Origin of the sequence: Parahaliea mediterranea (assembly GCF_017255185.1) — a bacterium.
In the GTDB taxonomy this organism is placed as follows: Bacteria; Pseudomonadota; Gammaproteobacteria; order Pseudomonadales; family Halieaceae; genus JAFKCZ01.
Genome location: NZ_JAFKCZ010000003.1, coordinates 90,640 through 106,457 on the forward strand (window position 1 = coordinate 90,640; position 15,818 = coordinate 106,457).

23 protein-coding genes and 1 pseudogene are annotated in these 15,818 nt (G+C 64.3%); 6 read left to right on the forward strand and 18 right to left on the reverse strand.

The window, feature by feature from the left end; genetic code table 11:
* Positions 1 to 178: 178 nt before the first annotated feature.
* Positions 179 to 622: a MarR family winged helix-turn-helix transcriptional regulator gene (locus tag JYP50_RS03985; RefSeq protein ID WP_206559185.1), complete on the reverse strand. Its 444-nt coding sequence runs from the start codon at positions 620 to 622 to the stop codon at positions 179 to 181.
* Positions 623 to 749: 127 nt separating this feature from the next.
* Between JYP50_RS03985 and JYP50_RS03990 the strand changes: the two genes are divergently transcribed.
* The 4 genes from JYP50_RS03990 to JYP50_RS04005 all read left to right on the forward strand — a co-directional run bounded on the left by JYP50_RS03990 (position 750) and on the right by JYP50_RS04005 (position 3,908).
* Positions 750 to 1,922, forward strand: coding sequence for a Rieske 2Fe-2S domain-containing protein (locus JYP50_RS03990; protein WP_206559186.1), 1,173 nt, complete (start codon positions 750 to 752; stop codon positions 1,920 to 1,922).
* Between the two features lie 17 nt (positions 1,923 to 1,939).
* Positions 1,940 to 2,710 carry an SDR family NAD(P)-dependent oxidoreductase gene (locus tag JYP50_RS03995; protein WP_206559187.1) on the forward strand — a complete coding sequence of 257 codons (771 nt, stop codon included), beginning with the start codon at positions 1,940 to 1,942 and terminating at the stop codon, positions 2,708 to 2,710.
* 30 nt (positions 2,711 to 2,740) lie between these two features.
* Positions 2,741 to 3,223 (forward strand): nitroreductase/quinone reductase family protein, encoded by a 483-nt coding sequence (locus tag JYP50_RS04000; RefSeq protein ID WP_206559188.1) that lies wholly within the window; start codon positions 2,741 to 2,743, stop codon positions 3,221 to 3,223.
* Positions 3,224 to 3,572: 349 nt separating this feature from the next.
* Positions 3,573 to 3,908, forward strand: coding sequence for a hypothetical protein (locus JYP50_RS04005; RefSeq protein ID WP_206559189.1), 336 nt, complete (start codon positions 3,573 to 3,575; stop codon positions 3,906 to 3,908).
* A 131-nt stretch (positions 3,909 to 4,039) separates the two neighbouring features.
* Here the strand turns inward: JYP50_RS04005 and JYP50_RS04010 are convergent, their stop codons facing one another.
* The 16 genes and pseudogenes from JYP50_RS04010 to JYP50_RS04085 form a co-directional block, all read right to left on the reverse strand.
* Positions 4,040 to 4,327, reverse strand: coding sequence for an encapsulin-associated ferritin-like protein (locus JYP50_RS04010; RefSeq protein WP_206559190.1), 288 nt, complete (start codon positions 4,325 to 4,327; stop codon positions 4,040 to 4,042).
* A gap of 81 nt (positions 4,328 to 4,408) precedes the next feature.
* The gene (gene chrA / locus JYP50_RS04015; RefSeq protein ID WP_241262815.1) at positions 4,409 to 5,584 is read right to left on the reverse strand and encodes a chromate efflux transporter; all 1,176 of its coding nucleotides are present in this window, start codon (positions 5,582 to 5,584) and stop codon (positions 4,409 to 4,411) included.
* Positions 5,577 to 5,924: a DUF202 domain-containing protein gene (locus JYP50_RS04020; RefSeq protein ID WP_206559191.1), complete on the reverse strand. Its 348-nt coding sequence runs from the start codon at positions 5,922 to 5,924 to the stop codon at positions 5,577 to 5,579. The genes chrA and JYP50_RS04020 overlap by 8 nt, the downstream gene beginning before the upstream one ends.
* 21 nt (positions 5,925 to 5,945) lie before the next feature.
* A complete protein-coding gene (gene rimK / locus JYP50_RS04025) occupies positions 5,946 to 6,863 on the reverse strand; it encodes a 30S ribosomal protein S6--L-glutamate ligase (RefSeq protein ID WP_206559192.1) in 918 nt (305 codons plus the stop codon).
* A 233-nt stretch (positions 6,864 to 7,096) separates the two neighbouring features.
* Positions 7,097 to 7,306, reverse strand: a pseudogene (locus tag JYP50_RS04030) (GFA family protein); the annotation flags it as partial.
* A 101-nt stretch (positions 7,307 to 7,407) separates the two neighbouring features.
* Entirely contained in the window at positions 7,408 to 7,695 is a 288-nt protein-coding gene (locus tag JYP50_RS04035; RefSeq protein WP_206559194.1) for a VOC family protein, read from the reverse strand.
* Positions 7,696 to 7,726: 31 nt separating this feature from the next.
* Positions 7,727 to 8,257 carry an arsinothricin resistance N-acetyltransferase ArsN1 family B gene (locus tag JYP50_RS04040; RefSeq protein ID WP_241262816.1) on the reverse strand — a complete coding sequence of 177 codons (531 nt, stop codon included), beginning with the start codon at positions 8,255 to 8,257 and terminating at the stop codon, positions 7,727 to 7,729.
* Positions 8,247 to 8,690 carry a DUF2784 domain-containing protein gene (locus tag JYP50_RS04045; RefSeq protein WP_206559195.1) on the reverse strand — a complete coding sequence of 148 codons (444 nt, stop codon included), beginning with the start codon at positions 8,688 to 8,690 and terminating at the stop codon, positions 8,247 to 8,249. The genes JYP50_RS04040 and JYP50_RS04045 overlap by 11 nt, the downstream gene beginning before the upstream one ends.
* A 63-nt stretch (positions 8,691 to 8,753) precedes the next feature.
* Positions 8,754 to 9,161 (reverse strand): GFA family protein, encoded by a 408-nt coding sequence (locus JYP50_RS04050; protein ID WP_347136718.1) that lies wholly within the window; start codon positions 9,159 to 9,161, stop codon positions 8,754 to 8,756.
* A gap of 58 nt (positions 9,162 to 9,219) precedes the next feature.
* Positions 9,220 to 9,549 carry a hypothetical protein gene (locus tag JYP50_RS04055; protein ID WP_206559196.1) on the reverse strand — a complete coding sequence of 110 codons (330 nt, stop codon included), beginning with the start codon at positions 9,547 to 9,549 and terminating at the stop codon, positions 9,220 to 9,222.
* Positions 9,550 to 9,564: 15 nt separating this feature from the next.
* Positions 9,565 to 9,948, reverse strand: coding sequence for a Rid family hydrolase (locus JYP50_RS04060; protein ID WP_206559197.1), 384 nt, complete (start codon positions 9,946 to 9,948; stop codon positions 9,565 to 9,567).
* A 128-nt stretch (positions 9,949 to 10,076) separates the two neighbouring features.
* On the reverse strand, positions 10,077 to 10,409 hold the full coding sequence (locus tag JYP50_RS04065; protein ID WP_206559198.1) for an SMR family transporter: 333 nt from the start codon (positions 10,407 to 10,409) through the stop codon (positions 10,077 to 10,079).
* Between the two features lie 96 nt (positions 10,410 to 10,505).
* Positions 10,506 to 10,820: a cupin domain-containing protein gene (locus JYP50_RS04070; protein ID WP_206559199.1), complete on the reverse strand. Its 315-nt coding sequence runs from the start codon at positions 10,818 to 10,820 to the stop codon at positions 10,506 to 10,508.
* A 37-nt stretch (positions 10,821 to 10,857) separates the two neighbouring features.
* Positions 10,858 to 11,457 carry a DJ-1/PfpI family protein gene (locus JYP50_RS04075; RefSeq protein WP_206559200.1) on the reverse strand — a complete coding sequence of 200 codons (600 nt, stop codon included), beginning with the start codon at positions 11,455 to 11,457 and terminating at the stop codon, positions 10,858 to 10,860.
* 43 nt (positions 11,458 to 11,500) lie between these two features.
* Positions 11,501 to 11,866 (reverse strand): MmcQ/YjbR family DNA-binding protein, encoded by a 366-nt coding sequence (locus JYP50_RS04080; protein ID WP_206559201.1) that lies wholly within the window; start codon positions 11,864 to 11,866, stop codon positions 11,501 to 11,503.
* A gap of 45 nt (positions 11,867 to 11,911) precedes the next feature.
* On the reverse strand, positions 11,912 to 12,367 hold the full coding sequence (locus tag JYP50_RS04085; RefSeq protein WP_206559202.1) for a protein tyrosine phosphatase family protein: 456 nt from the start codon (positions 12,365 to 12,367) through the stop codon (positions 11,912 to 11,914).
* A 242-nt stretch (positions 12,368 to 12,609) separates the two neighbouring features.
* Between JYP50_RS04085 and JYP50_RS04090 the strand changes: the two genes are divergently transcribed.
* Together JYP50_RS04090 and JYP50_RS04095 are read left to right on the forward strand one after the other, a co-directional pair.
* Positions 12,610 to 13,356, forward strand: coding sequence for a protein-L-isoaspartate(D-aspartate) O-methyltransferase (locus JYP50_RS04090; RefSeq protein ID WP_206559203.1), 747 nt, complete (start codon positions 12,610 to 12,612; stop codon positions 13,354 to 13,356).
* A gap of 64 nt (positions 13,357 to 13,420) precedes the next feature.
* Entirely contained in the window at positions 13,421 to 14,746 is a 1,326-nt protein-coding gene (locus JYP50_RS04095) for a metal-dependent hydrolase family protein (RefSeq protein ID WP_206559204.1), read from the forward strand.
* A gap of 3 nt (positions 14,747 to 14,749) precedes the next feature.
* Here the strand turns inward: JYP50_RS04095 and JYP50_RS04100 are convergent, their stop codons facing one another.
* Positions 14,750 to 15,742 carry an alpha/beta hydrolase family esterase gene (locus JYP50_RS04100; RefSeq protein ID WP_206559205.1) on the reverse strand — a complete coding sequence of 331 codons (993 nt, stop codon included), beginning with the start codon at positions 15,740 to 15,742 and terminating at the stop codon, positions 14,750 to 14,752.
* Positions 15,743 to 15,818: the final 76 nt, after the last annotated feature.

The following is a 15,818-nucleotide window of genomic DNA, read 5'->3' on the forward strand; positions in this document are numbered from 1 at the left end:
TACCTCGTTGCCTCGGGTAATTACCCTGGATGTGTATTGATCCCGGGGGGGACGCACGCCCGCCGGGGCGGAGTTAAAGATCCGCTGTGGCACCGATAGTACCAGAGACGCCGAGCCAAACAGAAACGCCCCGGAAGCCGGTACGGCTTCCCTTGACGCCGCCGCAGGTGGGCTGGCTCTACTCGCCGCGCAGCTCCCGTTCAGCGGTTTGGCAGATATCCAGCAACTCCCGCAACAGCTTCTCGGGATTGCCGCCGAGGGCGTGAGCGAGGTCCCGGTCCAGCTGGCGAATACCGGTATGCTCAAACCGCTTTTTAAGCGCCTTGCCCGCGGGCGTGAGCCTGACAAAGACACTCCTGCGATCAACCGGATTGACCTCGCGTACCACATAGCCCTTTTTGACCAGCCCGTCGATTTGCCGGGTGAGGGTGGAGGGCTCCTTCACCGACCACCGACCCAGCTCGGACAGGCTCTGTTCGTCGCGGTCCCACAGCTGGTTGAGGAACACCGACTCCTCCGGGGTGACGTCAAGCCCGGCATCGCGAATTTTCTTCGCGGCGAGCCGGCGCAGGATATTACCCGTCCTGGTGATGTGGTACGTGATCGACTGCGAGATATCCATGGGGGCGCTTCTTCAGAATGAGGTCGCCATTATAGCGTAGCCCCATCCCTGTTTATTTGCATTTGACAATTATTGCAGTATACAAATAATATTGCGCTCAGTCGTCCATCAATGAAGGTCCTTTACCATGAATCACACCATAAAAGCGGGAGCATCGGACTACGGCCTGGGCCCGCACACCTTCCCCCGGGGCTGGTTCGTCGTGGCGGAAGCCGGCGAGCTGCAATCGAGCCCCGTGGCAGTGACATTCTTTGGCCGGGATTTTGTGCTGTACCGGGGCAGCTCTGGCCAGGTGGTCATGCTCGACGCCTATTGCCGCCACATGCGCGCCCACCTGGCAAAGAGCACCTCGGCCCATATCACCAAAACCGGGGCGAATGTCGAAGGCGACTCCATTCGCTGCCCCTATCACGGCTGGAAATACGGCGCCGATGGCAAACTGGAGGAAATACCCTATGAAAAAGGCTTCTGCCCCGAACGCCTGTCCATTGGCGCCTATCCCGTACGCGAGCTAATGGGCTGTATCCTGATGTGGCACGACCCCGAAGGCGGCGAGCCGGACTACGAGCCGCCCTACCTGCCCGCGTGGGAGACCCCCGGCGCCATTCCCTGGGAACTGGACCATCTGGGTGAAATCGCCATTCACCAGATCGAAATTCTCGACAACATGGCGGATGTGCACCATCTGGGCCCGACCCACGGCTCCCCCTGCGAATACCTCGAGAACGAGTTTCGCGGTACCCAGGTGATACAGCGCCAGGGCGGATTCATCGATTTCTACCAGGCCGACCTGAAGACGGTGACCTGGTATACGGGCCCTGGCATTCTGTTATCAAAACAACAATATTTGGCGAATACGCGCTACGAGTTTATTGCCAATACGCCGGTCCAGGATGGGCTAACCAAGGCCTGGCACGGCGTACTGACCGTGGCGCAGACAGCCACCCCCACGGCGGCGGAAATAGAAACGGCCAGGCAGGAGCAGGCCGGAGCGCTGGCAACCTTCTCCGCGGATTTCGAGATATGGAAGCACAAAGAACCCGCGGTACAGGTCATTCAAACCCCTCACGACGGCCGCTTCAGGGCCCTGCGCAAGTGGGTAAAACAGTTCTACATGCCCCGGGGAGAAGCCCTGGCCATCCAACGCGAGCTCGACGGCATCCTCCCCGTGCCCGGCTTTCCCGATGCCGGCAGCAACAAAGACGGCGACTTTGAAGCGGATTGCTTCGGCCTGGCTCCGGCTCGCGCGCTCCAAGGACTCGGCGGTGAATCACGGCACGCCCCGTTCCCAAGCCACTAACACGGGATGCACAGGCTATGACAAACAGAAAAACAGCCCTGGTCACCGGGGCATCGGCTGGCATCGGCCGCCAGTTCGCCATCCGCCTCGCCCAATTATGTGACCACGTGATACTGGTGGGGCGGAGGAAGGAACGCCTGCAAGCCCTTGGCGAGGAGCTCCACCGGGCAGGTGTGACGAGCGGGTCCCTCGCCGTGGATCTGGCCAGCGACGCCGGGATAGCCGCCGTCGTGGATGCTATCCAATCGGAAGGCCCGCTGAGCTACCTCGTGAACAACGCCGGCTTTACCCTCATCGGCGACTTTGGATCGCTGCCCTTGGCGGAACAGATGGAAATGGTACGGGTGCATATACAGGCCACGACCGCGTTGACCCATGCGGCCCTACCGGCGATGCGGGAGCGCGATTCCGGCACCATTATCAATGTCTCGTCAATGGTCACGTTTACGCCCTATCGGGACGTCGCCGTTTATGGCGGCACCAAATCCTTTGTGGATAACTTCACCTGCGGCCTCGCCCTTGAATTGGTCGAAACCAACATCAAGGTGCAATCCCTGATCCCCGGGTTCACCCGCACCGAGCTCCACAATCGCGAAGCCTTCATGCACTACGAAACCCCCGCTGTGCCGGACCATCTGTGGATGAATGCGGAAGACGTGGTGGAGGAAAGTCTCGCGGCCCTCAACCGCGAAGCGGCACGGGTGGTCGCCGGGCAAGTAAACCGGTCCGCGGCGATCGCAGCCCTGAGATCGCAAATTGACGATCTTGAAGCTCACCACCCACTCTAGCCCGAGCCTGCCCGGCAATGGAGCCCAACCATGATCCAGTCCGCGCTTGAACGCTTCGTCCTGTCCCGCCATGGCCTGGCCCTGGATCGACTGCTGGTCAAATACCTGGGGACGTCACTGACCATCGGGGTCTTCGCCCGCGCCACCGGCAGCGTCGCCAACCCGGCGCTCTACCTGGAGACCCGCGGTCGACGATCCGGTAGGCGCCGCGGCGTGGTCCTGCCCCGTTTCGAGATTGACGGCATGTATTTTGTCGTCGGATCCAAGGGCGGTTCCGCCGAAGACCCCTACTGGGCCAAAAATCTCCGGGCGACCCCCGAGGCCACGGTCTACATCGACAGAAAGCCACGGCGGGTTCTCGCGCGCTTTCTTCAGGGCGAGGAGCGCGACCGATACTGGACAGCGATCAAGCAGCGGGTTCCCGCTTACCGGGACTACGAACAAAGCACCCGACGCGAGATCCCGGTGGTTCACTTTATACCCGCCGCGGAAACAACGGCCCAGGGACTCTAACACCGGGGTAGTACCACGCATCGCCCAGCGCCCGGACTTGGGAAACACATGACATTCGCCAATGGCAATGACACTCGCGGCAAACACGCTGCACCCAAGCCACCACCAAAATCATAACCCCATGTTTCTTATGGATTTTTTAGACGGCAAACCTCAAGCTAAAACAGCCCCGCGCAAATATGAAATTATTGTGACAGTTATATTTCAGCGATGGATTCGGGGCGAAGCGCGGGGGTACTATAGCTCCACGACTTAACAAAGACGTGTTACAGAATCGTGACAGTCCAGTGAAAATTGCGTCGGGAGACGCCAACAAATGTCGTCGTGAGACGATCATAGGAGGTGCAACATGAAAATAATCGCCAAGTCACTCGCCCTGGTAGTACTGCCCCTGTTCACCGCGGGCGCCTGGGCCGACGTCACCCAGGATTGCATCCTGGAAGGTACCGTCGACAAACGCAAAGCCGAACAGACGGGCCGGGATGTCTACGTGGCATTCCACTCCGCCAAGGAAGCCAGCCGCGACGCCAACTGCAATATCGGCCGCCGCAACCGGGTGGAATTCAAGCAGTCCAAGGATTCCGGTATCGAGGACGCCCCACACGGCGCCACCGTCAAATACCGCTACACCGAAGAAAACAACGACAAGGGCCAGTGGAAGCTGCTGGACGTCTCCAAGTGGTAACACCGCCACGGTGATTCGCCAGCTGGGGGCCTTCCGGCCCCCAAGCCCCCTTCAAGGCCCCCTTCATACCCCCCTTGAGGCCCCCTTCAAGCAAGCCCGTATCCACCACCGACGGCCGCGTGCCGCGATTCCTATTTGTGGGCGATGGGTTTGTCGGTGAACAGGTAGTCCTTTAACTCCCCGTCAAAAGTCGGGTCCTTGCGACGGATCCATTCCAGTACCATCGCGGCGTGTTCTTTTTCCTCGTCGCGATTGTGTTCCAGGATTCGCTTGAGTTCCTCGTCCTTGCAGGCATCCACGCGCTGGTTATACCAGTCCACCGCCTCCAGCTCCTCCATCAGCGATACGATGGCGCGATGCATGTCGCGGGTGGCGTCGCTCAGTTCCGCAATGGGTTCGTGGTATCCCTCGTTGGCCATGCTGACTCCTCGTGTTTGTAGCGATATGGCGCGGGGTAGCTCCCCGACTACCGCAGTCTAACCGCATTCACGCGCGCGCTCCTAGCCCAATACCGCCCCCGCCAGCGCAAAGGCCAGCACCAGCCAGGCGACCGGCAGGCGCGCAACCGCCAGGGCAAACACGCCCAGCACCACCAGTGCCATATCGGCGGCATCGGCCACCGCGGTCACGAACACCGGCTGGTACAGAGCGCTGAGCAGCAGCCCCACCACCGCCGCGTTGATACCACCGACGGCGCCGGCGATCCGGGGTTTCGCCGCCAGGTACTCCCAGTGCCCCTGCAGCGACAGTACCAACAGGAAGCCCGGCAGGAAGATGCCCGTCACCGCCAGCAGGGCGCCGACCGCCGGGGCCTGCGGCGCCAATTCCGCGCCCAGGAAGGCCGACAGGGAAAACATGGGACCGGGCACGGCCTGGGCCGTGGCATAACCGAGCAGGAAGGTATCCCGGGGCAGGCTGGCGCCCAGGGATTCCTGCAATAGCGGCAGTACCACGTGGCCGCCGCCAAACACCAGGCTACCCGCCTGGTAAAAGTCGTTCAGCAGATCCAACCAGGGCGAGTGGGCCACCAGCTGTGGCAGCAGCAGGAACAGCAGCGCAAACAGGCCCAGGGGCCACCAGTCCGGCCGACCGCCATCCCCGGCGGCGGCTGGCGCGAGCGAGCGCAACAGCAGCGCGCCGGCGATGGCCGCCAGCACCAACACCGCATACTGACTCCAGGCGCCAGGGACCGCCAACAGGAAGACCGCGGCGATCAAGGCGATGCCGGCGGCGAACCGCTGCCGGCAATAGCTGCGGTACATCTGCCAGCAGGCGTCGGCGACCACCACCACCGCCAGCAACTTGAGCCCGTGGATCACGCCGTCCACACGTCCCCCGGCGCCGGCGAAACCACCCACCGCCAGGCCGTACATCAACCCGAAGGAGGGCAGGCTGAAGCCCAGGAACGCCGCCACGGCCCCCGCCGGCCCCGCCCGGTGGCGGCCGATGGCAAAGCCGAGCTGACTGGAGCCCGGCCCCGGCAAGAACTGGCACAGGGCCAGCAGGCGGGCGAAATGGGCGTCCTCGAGCCACCCCAGACGCTCGACAAAGACCCGGCGAAAGTAACCGATATGGGCCGCCGGACCGCCAAAACTCACGCAGCCCAGCAGTAGAAAGCGCCAGAACACCTCCCAGGTGGCCCGCGCCGCGCCCTGGGTAGGCGCCGCCTCAGACAAGGGCAACCAGCACGCTGATCAAGACATTGAGGCCGATGGCCACCAGGCCGGTACTGTAGAGCACGCGCACCGCCGAGGGTGACGGGATTTCCGCCTCTCCCAGGCGGGCCACCGATTTCCGGCACTGCCAAAAGGACACCACCGACACCAGCACCACCAGCGCGCACATTGCCACCAGCGCCCACTCCGCCAACCGCCGGGAGTCGCTGGACAGGGCGTCCTCGATACCGAATTTCTTGATCAGGAAGGCCAGGGCCAGGATGGAGAGCTGGGTGCGCACCCAGGCCAGGTAGGTACGCTCAATCGCGTAGAAAACCCGGGGATCCTGGAGGTAGGCCACGAGCGACGGCGTTCCGCGCCCTCAGCCCCGGCCCTTGGGTTTATTGGGCCCCGCCTGGGAATCCTTCTCGATGTACTCGATGATCTTGCCCGCCACATTGATGCCGGTGGCACTCTCGATGCCCTCCAGGCCAGGAGAGGAATTCACCTCGATCACCAGCGGGCCGTGGGCGGAGCGCAGGATATCCACCCCGGCCAGGTCCAGGCCCATTACCTTGGCGGCGCGCACCGCCAGGCGGCGCTCTTCCGGGTGCAGCTTGATCACCTCGGCGGTGCCGCCGCGGTGCAGGTTGGAGCGGTATTCGCCCTTGACCGCCTTGCGCTGCATGGCCGCGATCACTCTCTCCCCCACCACGAAGCAGCGGATATCGGAACCGCCGGCTTCCTTGATGAATTCCTGCACCAAAAAGTCGGAACCGATTCCCCGGAAGGCGTTGATCAGGGCCTCGGCGGCCTTTTTGGTTTCCGCCAACAGAACCCCGTTGCCGTGGGTGCTGCTGGTCAGCTTGAGGATCAGCGGCGCGCCGCCCACAGACTCGATCAACTGGTCGGTGGCCCTCGCCGAGTGGGCATAGGCAGTGACCGGCTGACCGATGCCGCGCCGCGCCAGCAGCTGGTGGGCGCGCAACTTGTCCCGCGAGCGGGTGATGGCGATAGACTCATTGATGGAATAGGTTTGACCCACCTCGAACTGGCGCAGCACAGCGCAGCCGTAAAACGTGATACTGGCGCCGATGCGGGGAATCACCGCGTCGAAATACAGCGGCTCCACCACCTTGGCCGAGCGCTGGTAGTGCACGGTGGGCTCGTTGGCGGTGATGTTCATGTAGCACTTGAGCACGTCGACCACGCGCACATCATGTTCCCTCGCCTCGGCCTCCTCGACCAGTCGGCGGGTGGAGTAGAGATTCCGGTTCCTGGAAAGGATGCCAATTTTCATAAACCTGCCTGAATATCCTGTGGGCCATACGCCGTGCCCGCGGCCGGCCGGAACAAGGCCGCCGCGCGTATGCTGACTATAGGGGTGCCAACCGCAGAACGCAAAGTGGCGCGGCGGCGGAAGGCGCCGCATTATCCATACATCACGGGTCCGCGAAAAGCCCCCGCGACAGCGGGCCTACCGGGCCATCGGGCGCAGGGAACGCGCGATGGTGGCGACCGGCCAGTGTTCACTCATGCGGCGCCTTCCCCGGTCGATGATCGCAAGTATTGTGACAAGCCGTCGCTCGGCGAAACCCAACCCGGCTTGCCCTTCACCCAGATGTGACGTTGCGGTGCCAGGCCGCCGGCATCGTCCAGGGCCACCAGGGCGATGTCGATACTGCCCGGCTCATCATCCCGGGCGTAGGTCAACGAGGCCCTGCACCGCGGGCAGAAGTCCCGGGCAACCCTCGCCGAAGCTCACTCCCATGCCCTGGCCTCCTGCGCGAAACGCGGCGATGCCGCCCGCACCACGCAGAATTTCTGCCCGGTGGGCGCGCGCATCACGCAACCCGGCCGACCACCTCGGCGCCCAGTGCCCGCAACCGGGCCACTTCGGCGTCGATATCGTCGGTTTCAATATCCAGGTGAACCCGGCTGTCGTGGTCCACCGCCTGCACCTCGATGTGCAGGTCGGTATTCGGATCCTGCAATTGCACGTACTTCTCCCCCTCCTCGCCGGGAAGGTCGTGCCGCGGCATTCCCAGGGCCGCGCTCCAGAACGCCGCCGCCCTGTCGGGACTATCGCCCTTGCAATCGATGATGAAGCCCGCCAGTTTGCTCCTGTGCATTGCCTTCCTCCCATCGAGGGCCGGCCGCGCGTCACACGGCGTGCGCCGCAAGCATGCCCTGCCAGTAACCCACATCGATCCAACGCTCGAACTTGTAGCCCACCTCGCGAAAATGCGCCACTTTCTCCATGCCGAAATGCTCGTGCAGCGCCACGCTGGCGGCATTGGGCAGGGCGATGCCGCCGATGGCGCAGTGGTAACCGCGGACGGCCAACTCCCTGAATAGCACGCCATAGAGTCGCTTGCCGATCCCTCGCCCGGTGCACCCCGGCGCCAGGTACACCGTCACCTCCACCGTGTAGCGAAAGGCGCAGCGCCCTTTCCACTTGCCGGCGTAGGCATAGCCGAGCACCTCCCCGCCCCGCACTGCCACCAGCCACGGCAAGGCCGCGGCGCGCGTTTCGGCGATGCGCGCAGCCAACGCCGCCGCCGGCAACGGGGTCTCCTCGAAAGTCACCACGGTGTGCTCGATATAGTGGTTGTAGATCGCGCTCACCGCGGCCGCATCGGCCTCGCTGGCCTCGCGCACCATCAACGCATTCGCGGCGGTATCAGCGACCATTGGCGTTCTCCTTTTCATTGGCAATGGCCCGCCCCCGCAGGGGGCGCGGCGGCACCCACAGCCAGGTGGCGGCCACCAGCAGGGCGAAGACGGTATACACCGCGGTGAACACCCAGGCCGGGGCGCGATAGTACAGTAACACGCCCAGCCAGTGGGCCATGAAAGCCCCGGCGTACACTGCCTCCCCCGCCCGTGCGCGCAGCGCCATCTCCCAGGTGGTGAGCGGACAGACCACACCGAACCAGGCCTGGGCGACCACCACGGCGATGGCCAGCAGATGGGCCAGGCGCAGCCAGGGGTTGCGCACCCACGCCCAGCGCCGCCAGCGGCCGGCCAATACCAGCGGCACTGTCAGCACCACGAAGGCGACAAACAGTGCATGCAGCAGCAACAGGGCGTCGGCGGCCAGGCGAAAGCCCGTCGGGGAATCCATGGCCAGGCCTCTCCGGCGGCGTCGCGCCGGGAAAAACCGCCCTCCCGGCCCGCCAGCGCCGTGTCAGCCAGCTCCGGAGAACTTGGCGAACACCTCGGCCTCGGTGAGATTCTCGGTTTCGTTGGCGAAGGTGTAGTAGCCCGGCTTGCGATCGATGAAGATCTGCTCGGTCATCTCCCAGCGCTCCTGGTCCTCGAACAGGCCTACCGGCAATACATACTGACTCGGCGCCTTGAGATGGTAGAACAGGTGGGTGCCACACTGGCGGCAAAACGCGCGCTCGGCCCAATCGGACGATGCGTAGCGGGCCACGTGGGACTCCCCCTGGATCTGGATGCCGGTGTCACACTGCACCGCGAGGTAGGGGCCGCCGCCCCAGCGACGGCACATGCGGCAGTGGCAGGCATCGACATGACTGGATGTGGGTTGCGCCTCGATCTCGACGGCGCCGCACAGGCAATGGGCTTTCACAATGCTTCCTCCTCCTTGTGGCTACGCGGTATACAGTATGGCCCTAGCTGGGGAGTGGTCAATCGCCCTGGACGCGATGGGCGTCCAGGATGCCAGCTACCCACAGCACGAGCAGGACCAGCGACGCCAGGCGCATGCCACCGCCATCCGCCTGCATCTCGGCCATGACCTGGAGGGTCAAGCTAGTCATGTCCGGCGGCAGTTGCCCGCCCTGCAGACGCTCGACCAGTGTTTGCACCACCCGCAGCGCACGCATCACCACAACAACCAGCGCGATTGCCGCGCCAGTCGCCAGCAGCACCCCGCGCCCATAGCGCCGCAGGTAAAACTGGCCCGCGCCGGGAAACACCAGCGCCGATAGCAACGCCGCCTTGGAAGCCCTGTCCATTTACCCCGCCTCCGGCTAGCGGCCGAGGCGGGCGGTAACCTGGATCTCGATTTTCATTTGCTCGTCGAGCAAGCCGGCCTGGAACATCGTCGCCGCGGGCCGGACCTCTCCCAGCCACCGCGCCAGCACCGGCCAACAGGGCTCGAAGTCATTGCGATCCGGTAGAATGTAGGTAATGCGCACAATCTGCTCGATGGCGCTGCCCGCCTCCTCCAGGGCCTGGCGGATATTCACGAAGCACTGCTCCGCCTGCTCCACCACGCTCTCGCTGATACTCATATTACCGTAGTTATAGCCCGTGGTGCCGGAGACGAACACATAGTCCCCGTCCACCACGGCCCGCGAATAACCGATCCGGGCCTCGAATTCGGAGCCACTGGAAATGCGCCGATCAACCACCTGCCTACCTCCGTCCGCCCGGGATCGGGCGAGTTCATGAATTTGGGAGCGAGTATCTTATGGGCCCCTTCCAAAGACCGCCAGCCCGGCCGCGGGGACTTGCGCCCCGCCCGGCCACCGGCGAAGCCTCAATGGGCGCCGGCCCGGGAAAACAGGTTGATCACCCCCACCCCGGCGACGATCAGTGCCATGCCGATCACGGCGGGCAGGTCCAGGCGCTGTCCCAGCACCAGCCAGCCAATCGCCGCAATCAGCACGATGCCCAACCCCGCCCAAACCGCGTAGGCAATACCCACCGGGATTTCCTTCAGGGTCAGCGAGAGGAAGTAGAACGCCGCGGCATAGCCCACCAGCACCACCAGGCTTGGCGCCAGACGGGTAAAACCATCGCTTGCCTTCAGCGACGAGGTCGCGATCACCTCGGCCACGATAGCAATTCCCAGGAACAACCAGCTCTTCATTTGTCGATCTCGCAAGTGCAAAAAACCACCGGGATCATACCGGTATCGCGCCGAGGCGTGAAAGCAAGACGCCAGGCGCGAACAATCCGACACCGCCTACGAACCGGCCTTGAACCAGAACTCGATCTCGTCGGTGGCCACCTCGAACTCGGCCGCGTGCTCGACATTGGCGGGCACGTGATACCACTGCCCGGGCCCGTAGCGTTCGGTATTGCCGGCGATGGTCAGGATCAGCTCGCCACGGGTGATGACCCCGTGGTTGTCGGTGTCGTGGGAATGGGGAGGAATTTTGGTGCCCGCCGGGTAGGAGGCGAACAACACATCGGCGCCGTCCGCCTCCAGTTTGTAGGCGTCGAAACGCCCGTCGTAAAGGGGTAATTGCCTGATTTTCTGGGGGTATTGCCCCGCCATGCCGTGCTCCTTGTTCTGTATGGCCCGCTATGGGCGATCAATCACTATCCACCGTGGCGTTGGTGCGCCAGTCGAACTCCATCTGTCTGGCGGTTGCGCGGGCGAGATCCGGGGTGGACAACCGCGCCACCAGGTGCAGGCTCATGTCGATGCCCGCGGAGATACCGCCCGAACTGACAACAGCCCCCTCGTCCACCCAGCGCCGGCCCTCCACCACCCGCACCTCGGGATAGGCCCCGCGCAAATCGGCGATATCCTCCCAGTGGGTGGTCGCCTTGCGACCGCGCAAGAGTCCCGCCTCGGCAAGCAGGAAGGCGCCGGTGCACACCGAGGCGACAATCGACGCGCTGTCCGCCACCCGCGAGATCCAGTCGATAACCGCGGCCTTGCCGAGTTCCCCCGTGTGGACGCCGCCGGCGACGATCAGGACATCGATCGGCGGATGGCCGGCAAGGTCGAAGTGCGGATTGACGCTGTAGCCACCGCGCGCGCAGACCGCCGCGGGTGTTTCGGCAACCAGGAAGACCCGGAAGCGCCCCTCCCCACCGGGCAGCCGGTTGGCGGTGGCGAAAACCTCGAAAGGCCCGGAAAAGTCCAGCACCTCCGCGTTCTCATAGATGTAAATACCGATATTCAAAATGCCCTGCTCCTGTCATCGCCCCCCGCCCGTAGCGGGCGGGCTAGGCCCGATTGAGGCCGAGCTCGCGCTGCCGCTTCTTGCTCAGGCCCAGCGAGACGATGCGGTGGGACTCCCGCAGGTAGTAATTGAGTTGCTCGTCGCCACCGGCCGTTGTGTCGTACTGCTGGATCCATTTCATGCCGCGAGCCGCCAGGTAGGGCGCCGGGCGGTAGCCCGGTTCGTCCTTCAGTATCTCGTAGTTGAGCTCGGAGGCCTTGAAGGTAAAGGCCGGCTTCTGCAGCTTGCTCCAACCACCGATCGCGAAGACCTTGCCGCCGACCTTCCACACATGGGAGTTACCCCACTGAACGACGTGGGTGGTCGCCGGCAGGGAGCCGCAATAGGCGTTAAACTGCTCGTAGGTCACAGCGACAACTCTCGGCCTTGCCAACACATTCCCACGATACAGGGATTAACCGCCACCGGGAATGTACGTCGCGATAAACGACTCCCACGGCGGGTTATCCTCCAGCTGCCAGATAGAAGCGATGTGCTCCCGGGCCCGCGTCGCGGACCACCCCAGGTGCTCCCAGGCATAGATCGCATAGAATGCCGACACCCGGTAGTTTGCCGCGCAGTGAATCAACAACCTTTTGCCCCGGCAAGCCCCCATGGCCCGTACAAACGCCGCGTAGTCCTCCGCCACCGGATGCGCAAAGTCCACGGGAATATAGAAATAGTCGATTCCCTGGCCGGCGACAATCGCCTCTTCTCCCGGGATGGCGTACTGGCTGTCATGGGGCAGGAGGTTGATGACGGCCTCGTACCCGCTCGCGCCCAGCGCCGACAGCTGTTCCTCATTCAACAGGCCCGAGGTGGCGACGTTCTCGCTGACAGGGCGAAAGTTAAATGCCCGTTCCACGCTCATTGATCGATTCCACCTCGCATATGCCGGCTGCCAGGGAGTTGGCTGCCCTCTGATCCGCCGGACAGTGCCGCGTCAATCTACGGGTAATATACGTGTACTGGCCGAAGGTAGGCAATCGCGCGCCGCGCGCGGGCACAGATCGCCAAGGTACCGGCAATGTACCACTTAGACCTGGCCGACAGTCTTGGCGCGGCCCCGCCCTCCTCACATGCAGCCCCTTGCCAATCAACTACACTCAATCTATGTACCGTATCCTGTACTGGCGGCGATTGCGCGGCGCCGTACTGATAGCCGCCCTGACCGCGGTTTCCGCCGACGGGGCCGCGGACGCCGCGCGGGAGCGAACGCAAATGCTTGAGGAAATCCGCCGGTCGGTGAGGGAGTCCGCCGACTATACCGGGCGCGAGGAATTACGCGAGACGACGATGGCCGCGATGGCGGCCGTGCCCCGGGAAGCTTTTGTGCCAGCCGGGCAAAAGCCGATGGCCAACCTCAACCGTCCCCTGCCCATCGGCCAGGGGCAGACCATTTCACAGCCGCTGATCGTGGCGTTAATGACCGACCTGCTGGACCCGCAGCCGGGAGATGTGGTGCTGGAGGTTGGCACCGGCTCCGGTTACCAGGCGGCGGTATTGGCGCAGCTGGTGAAACAGGTGTACACGGTGGAGATCATTCCCGAACTGGCGGCGCGCGCCCGTGCCGCCATTGCGTCGCTGGGCTACGACAATATCACCGTGCGCACTGGCGACGGCTACGCCGGCTGGCCGCAGCACGCGCCCTTTGACGGTATCATCGTGACCGCCGCGCCGGAGGAAATCCCGCCGCCGCTAGTGGAGCAACTCAAGACCGGCGGCAAGCTGGTGATTCCCCTGGGGCCGGTGCACGGCTTCCAGCAGTTGGTACTGGTGGAAAAGCGTGACGACGGCACGCTGCAGCGACGCGAGGTCCTGCCGGTGGCCTTTGTGCCGCTGACCCGTCAGCGCGATTAACCACGCCTTTGACAAGCCACACAGCACTTTATAGTCTGCGGAAGTTTATTTCCGGAGACCAGCCATGCAACAAGACTCTTTCAGCTTCCACCGGGCGCTGCGGTTTGCCCGCCATACTGCCGCCGCACTGGTACTGGGCACCCTGAGCGCGCACGGCGCGCTTGCCGACACGTTGGTGGTCCACGCCGGCACCCTGCTGGCGGTACCTGGCGACAAGCCCAAACGCGAGCAAACCCTGGTGATCGAGGACGGCCGGGTGAGCCAGGTGCTCGACGGCTACCGCGGTAGCGGTGAATTCGGCGACCAGGCGCGCCTGATCGACCTCAAGGACCGCTTCGTCATGCCCGGGTTGATGGACATGCACGTCCACCTGCAGGGGGAGCTGGGGCCGGATGATGACCGTGAAACCCTGAAGTTCTCCGACGAACTGGTGCAGATGCGCTCGCTGATGTTCGCCATGCGCACGCTGGAGGCGGGCTTTACCACGGTGCGCGACGTGGGCTCCAATACCCAGGCGATGTACGCCCTGCGCGACAGCATTGATCGCGGCTGGATCACCGGGCCGCGCATCATCGCCGTCGGCTCCGTCGGCATCACCGGCGGCCACGCGGACGTGTCCGGCATGAAGCACGAATTGCTGGAGTTCTACACCGACCGCACTATTTGCGACGGACCCTACGACTGCCGCCGGGCCGCCCGGGACGCCATCAAGTACGGCGCCGACCTGATCAAGATCACCTCCACCGGCGGCGTGCTGACCGACCGCGATACCGGCACCGGCCAACAGATGGAGATGGACGAACTGAAGGAGGTGGTATTGGCAGCCCAGCGCATGGGCCGCAAGGTCGCCAGCCACGCCCACCAGGAAGACGGCATTGTCGCCGCCCTGGAGGCCGGGGTGGACAGCATCGAGCACGGCACCTACACCGGCCCCAAGGCGATCAAACTGTTCAAGTCCACCGGCGCCTACCTGGTGCCCACCCTGCTGGCGGGCCACACCGTGAGGGAGATGGCGACCAGCAGCGACTTTATGAGCCCCGCCGTGGCCGAAAAAGCCATCCGCGTCGGCGAGGACATGCAGGCCAACTTCGGCCGCGCGTACCGGGCCGGAGTCAAAATCGCCTACGGCACTGACAGCGGCGTGTCCGCCCACGGCACCAACGCGCAGGAGGCGGTGTTGATGAAACAGGCGGGCATGAACAACATGGACATCCTGGTGGCCGCCACGGTCAGCGCCGCGGACCTGATCGACATGGGCGACAGCCTGGGCACCCTGGAGCCCGGCAAGCACGCCGACCTCATCGCCCTGGACGGCTCGCCGCTGGAGGATATCGAGCAGCTGCTGGACGTGGACTTCGTGATGAAGGGCGGCGAAGTCATCAAGCAGTGACCCTTACAGCGGGGGTTGCTGCACTGCGCCCTCGCTGAAAAACGCCCAGGTGAGCGCCGCGATATCCAGTTCGTGACTGGTGCGGCCCAGCAGGCGGGGCAGGCGGAACACCGGGTCGGGCACAGTGTGACCGCCGCCCACCACGCTCACCAGCGCCACCGGCGGTCGGTCGGGGCCAACCCACTGCAAGGTACTCACCCGCGTACCGTCGTCGGTCGCGCGATCTTCCCAGTCACTGTGCTGGCCCTCGCTGCTGTAGCGGGCGAGGTCGGCCCAGTAAGCGGCGGTCTCCCGCGCCGAGCGCACCGCGCCGCGGCTGGTGTCGCCAAACAGCTCCACCACCCCGCCATCGTAGGGGTTGATCGGGTCCTCGGTGCCGTTGACGATGAGCACCGGCAGGGCCTGGTGCCGGGGTTCGCAGCCCAGGTTATCGCGCGCCGGCAGGTTGGCCACGTAGGCGGCGATGCCGGCCACCGCGTCCGGCGCCTCCAGGCCCATGCGATAGGCCATGTGTCCGCCGTTGGATATGCCCGCCACATACACCCGTCGGGGATCGATCCCGTAGTGCTCCCCCATCCGCGCGATAAGCGCCCGCAGGAAACCAACATCATCGATATTGCGGGTATTGGCGGCATAGCTGGCGCTGGCCCGGCAGTCGTTCCAGTGGCGCTCCACACCGTCCGGGTACACAACCAGCGCCCCTTCCCGCTCGGCCAGTACCTCAAAGCCGTAGAAGGTCGCCAAGCGCATGTCATTGCCGTCCCCGCGAGAACCGTGCAACAGGAGCAGCAATGGTGCCCGCGATTTAAGGGTCGCCGGCACATAGGCCAGCCAGCGGCGGTCGAGCCCGCCGTGTTGCAACATGCCCGCCACGTGTTCACCGGGCAGCCCCTCGGGCTCGGACACATCGGAAGACAGGTACCACCAGCCGGCGGCCATTCCCCCCAGAATCACCAGCGCGGCGATACCACCCGCCCACGGCAAAAAGCTGCGCATCTGTCCCCTCCCCTGTCTTATTGACATGCATTATGCGGGGGCGGCACCGGCGCTGCCACCGGGGCGCCCAAAAAAA

Coding starts and splice junctions, on each gene's coding strand:
- JYP50_RS03985 (WP_206559185.1), bottom strand. CDS start 622: ATGGATATCTCGCAGTCGATCACGTACCACATCACCAGGACGGGTAAT.
- JYP50_RS03990 (WP_206559186.1), top strand. CDS start 750: ATGAATCACACCATAAAAGCGGGAGCATCGGACTACGGCCTGGGCCCG.
- JYP50_RS03995 (WP_206559187.1), top strand. CDS start 1,940: ATGACAAACAGAAAAACAGCCCTGGTCACCGGGGCATCGGCTGGCATC.
- JYP50_RS04000 (WP_206559188.1), top strand. CDS start 2,741: ATGATCCAGTCCGCGCTTGAACGCTTCGTCCTGTCCCGCCATGGCCTG.
- JYP50_RS04005 (WP_206559189.1), top strand. CDS start 3,573: ATGAAAATAATCGCCAAGTCACTCGCCCTGGTAGTACTGCCCCTGTTC.
- JYP50_RS04010 (WP_206559190.1), bottom strand. CDS start 4,327: ATGGCCAACGAGGGATACCACGAACCCATTGCGGAACTGAGCGACGCC.
- rimK (WP_206559192.1), bottom strand. CDS start 6,863: ATGAAAATTGGCATCCTTTCCAGGAACCGGAATCTCTACTCCACCCGC.
- JYP50_RS04035 (WP_206559194.1), bottom strand. CDS start 7,695: ATGCACAGGAGCAAACTGGCGGGCTTCATCATCGATTGCAAGGGCGAT.
- JYP50_RS04040 (WP_241262816.1), bottom strand. CDS start 8,257: ATGGTCGCTGATACCGCCGCGAATGCGTTGATGGTGCGCGAGGCCAGC.
- JYP50_RS04045 (WP_206559195.1), bottom strand. CDS start 8,690: ATGGATTCCCCGACGGGCTTTCGCCTGGCCGCCGACGCCCTGTTGCTG.
- JYP50_RS04055 (WP_206559196.1), bottom strand. CDS start 9,549: ATGGACAGGGCTTCCAAGGCGGCGTTGCTATCGGCGCTGGTGTTTCCC.
- JYP50_RS04065 (WP_206559198.1), bottom strand. CDS start 10,409: ATGAAGAGCTGGTTGTTCCTGGGAATTGCTATCGTGGCCGAGGTGATC.
- JYP50_RS04070 (WP_206559199.1), bottom strand. CDS start 10,820: ATGGCGGGGCAATACCCCCAGAAAATCAGGCAATTACCCCTTTACGAC.
- JYP50_RS04085 (WP_206559202.1), bottom strand. CDS start 12,367: ATGAGCGTGGAACGGGCATTTAACTTTCGCCCTGTCAGCGAGAACGTC.
- JYP50_RS04090 (WP_206559203.1), top strand. CDS start 12,610: ATGTACCGTATCCTGTACTGGCGGCGATTGCGCGGCGCCGTACTGATA.
- JYP50_RS04095 (WP_206559204.1), top strand. CDS start 13,421: ATGCAACAAGACTCTTTCAGCTTCCACCGGGCGCTGCGGTTTGCCCGC.
- JYP50_RS04100 (WP_206559205.1), bottom strand. CDS start 15,742: ATGCGCAGCTTTTTGCCGTGGGCGGGTGGTATCGCCGCGCTGGTGATT.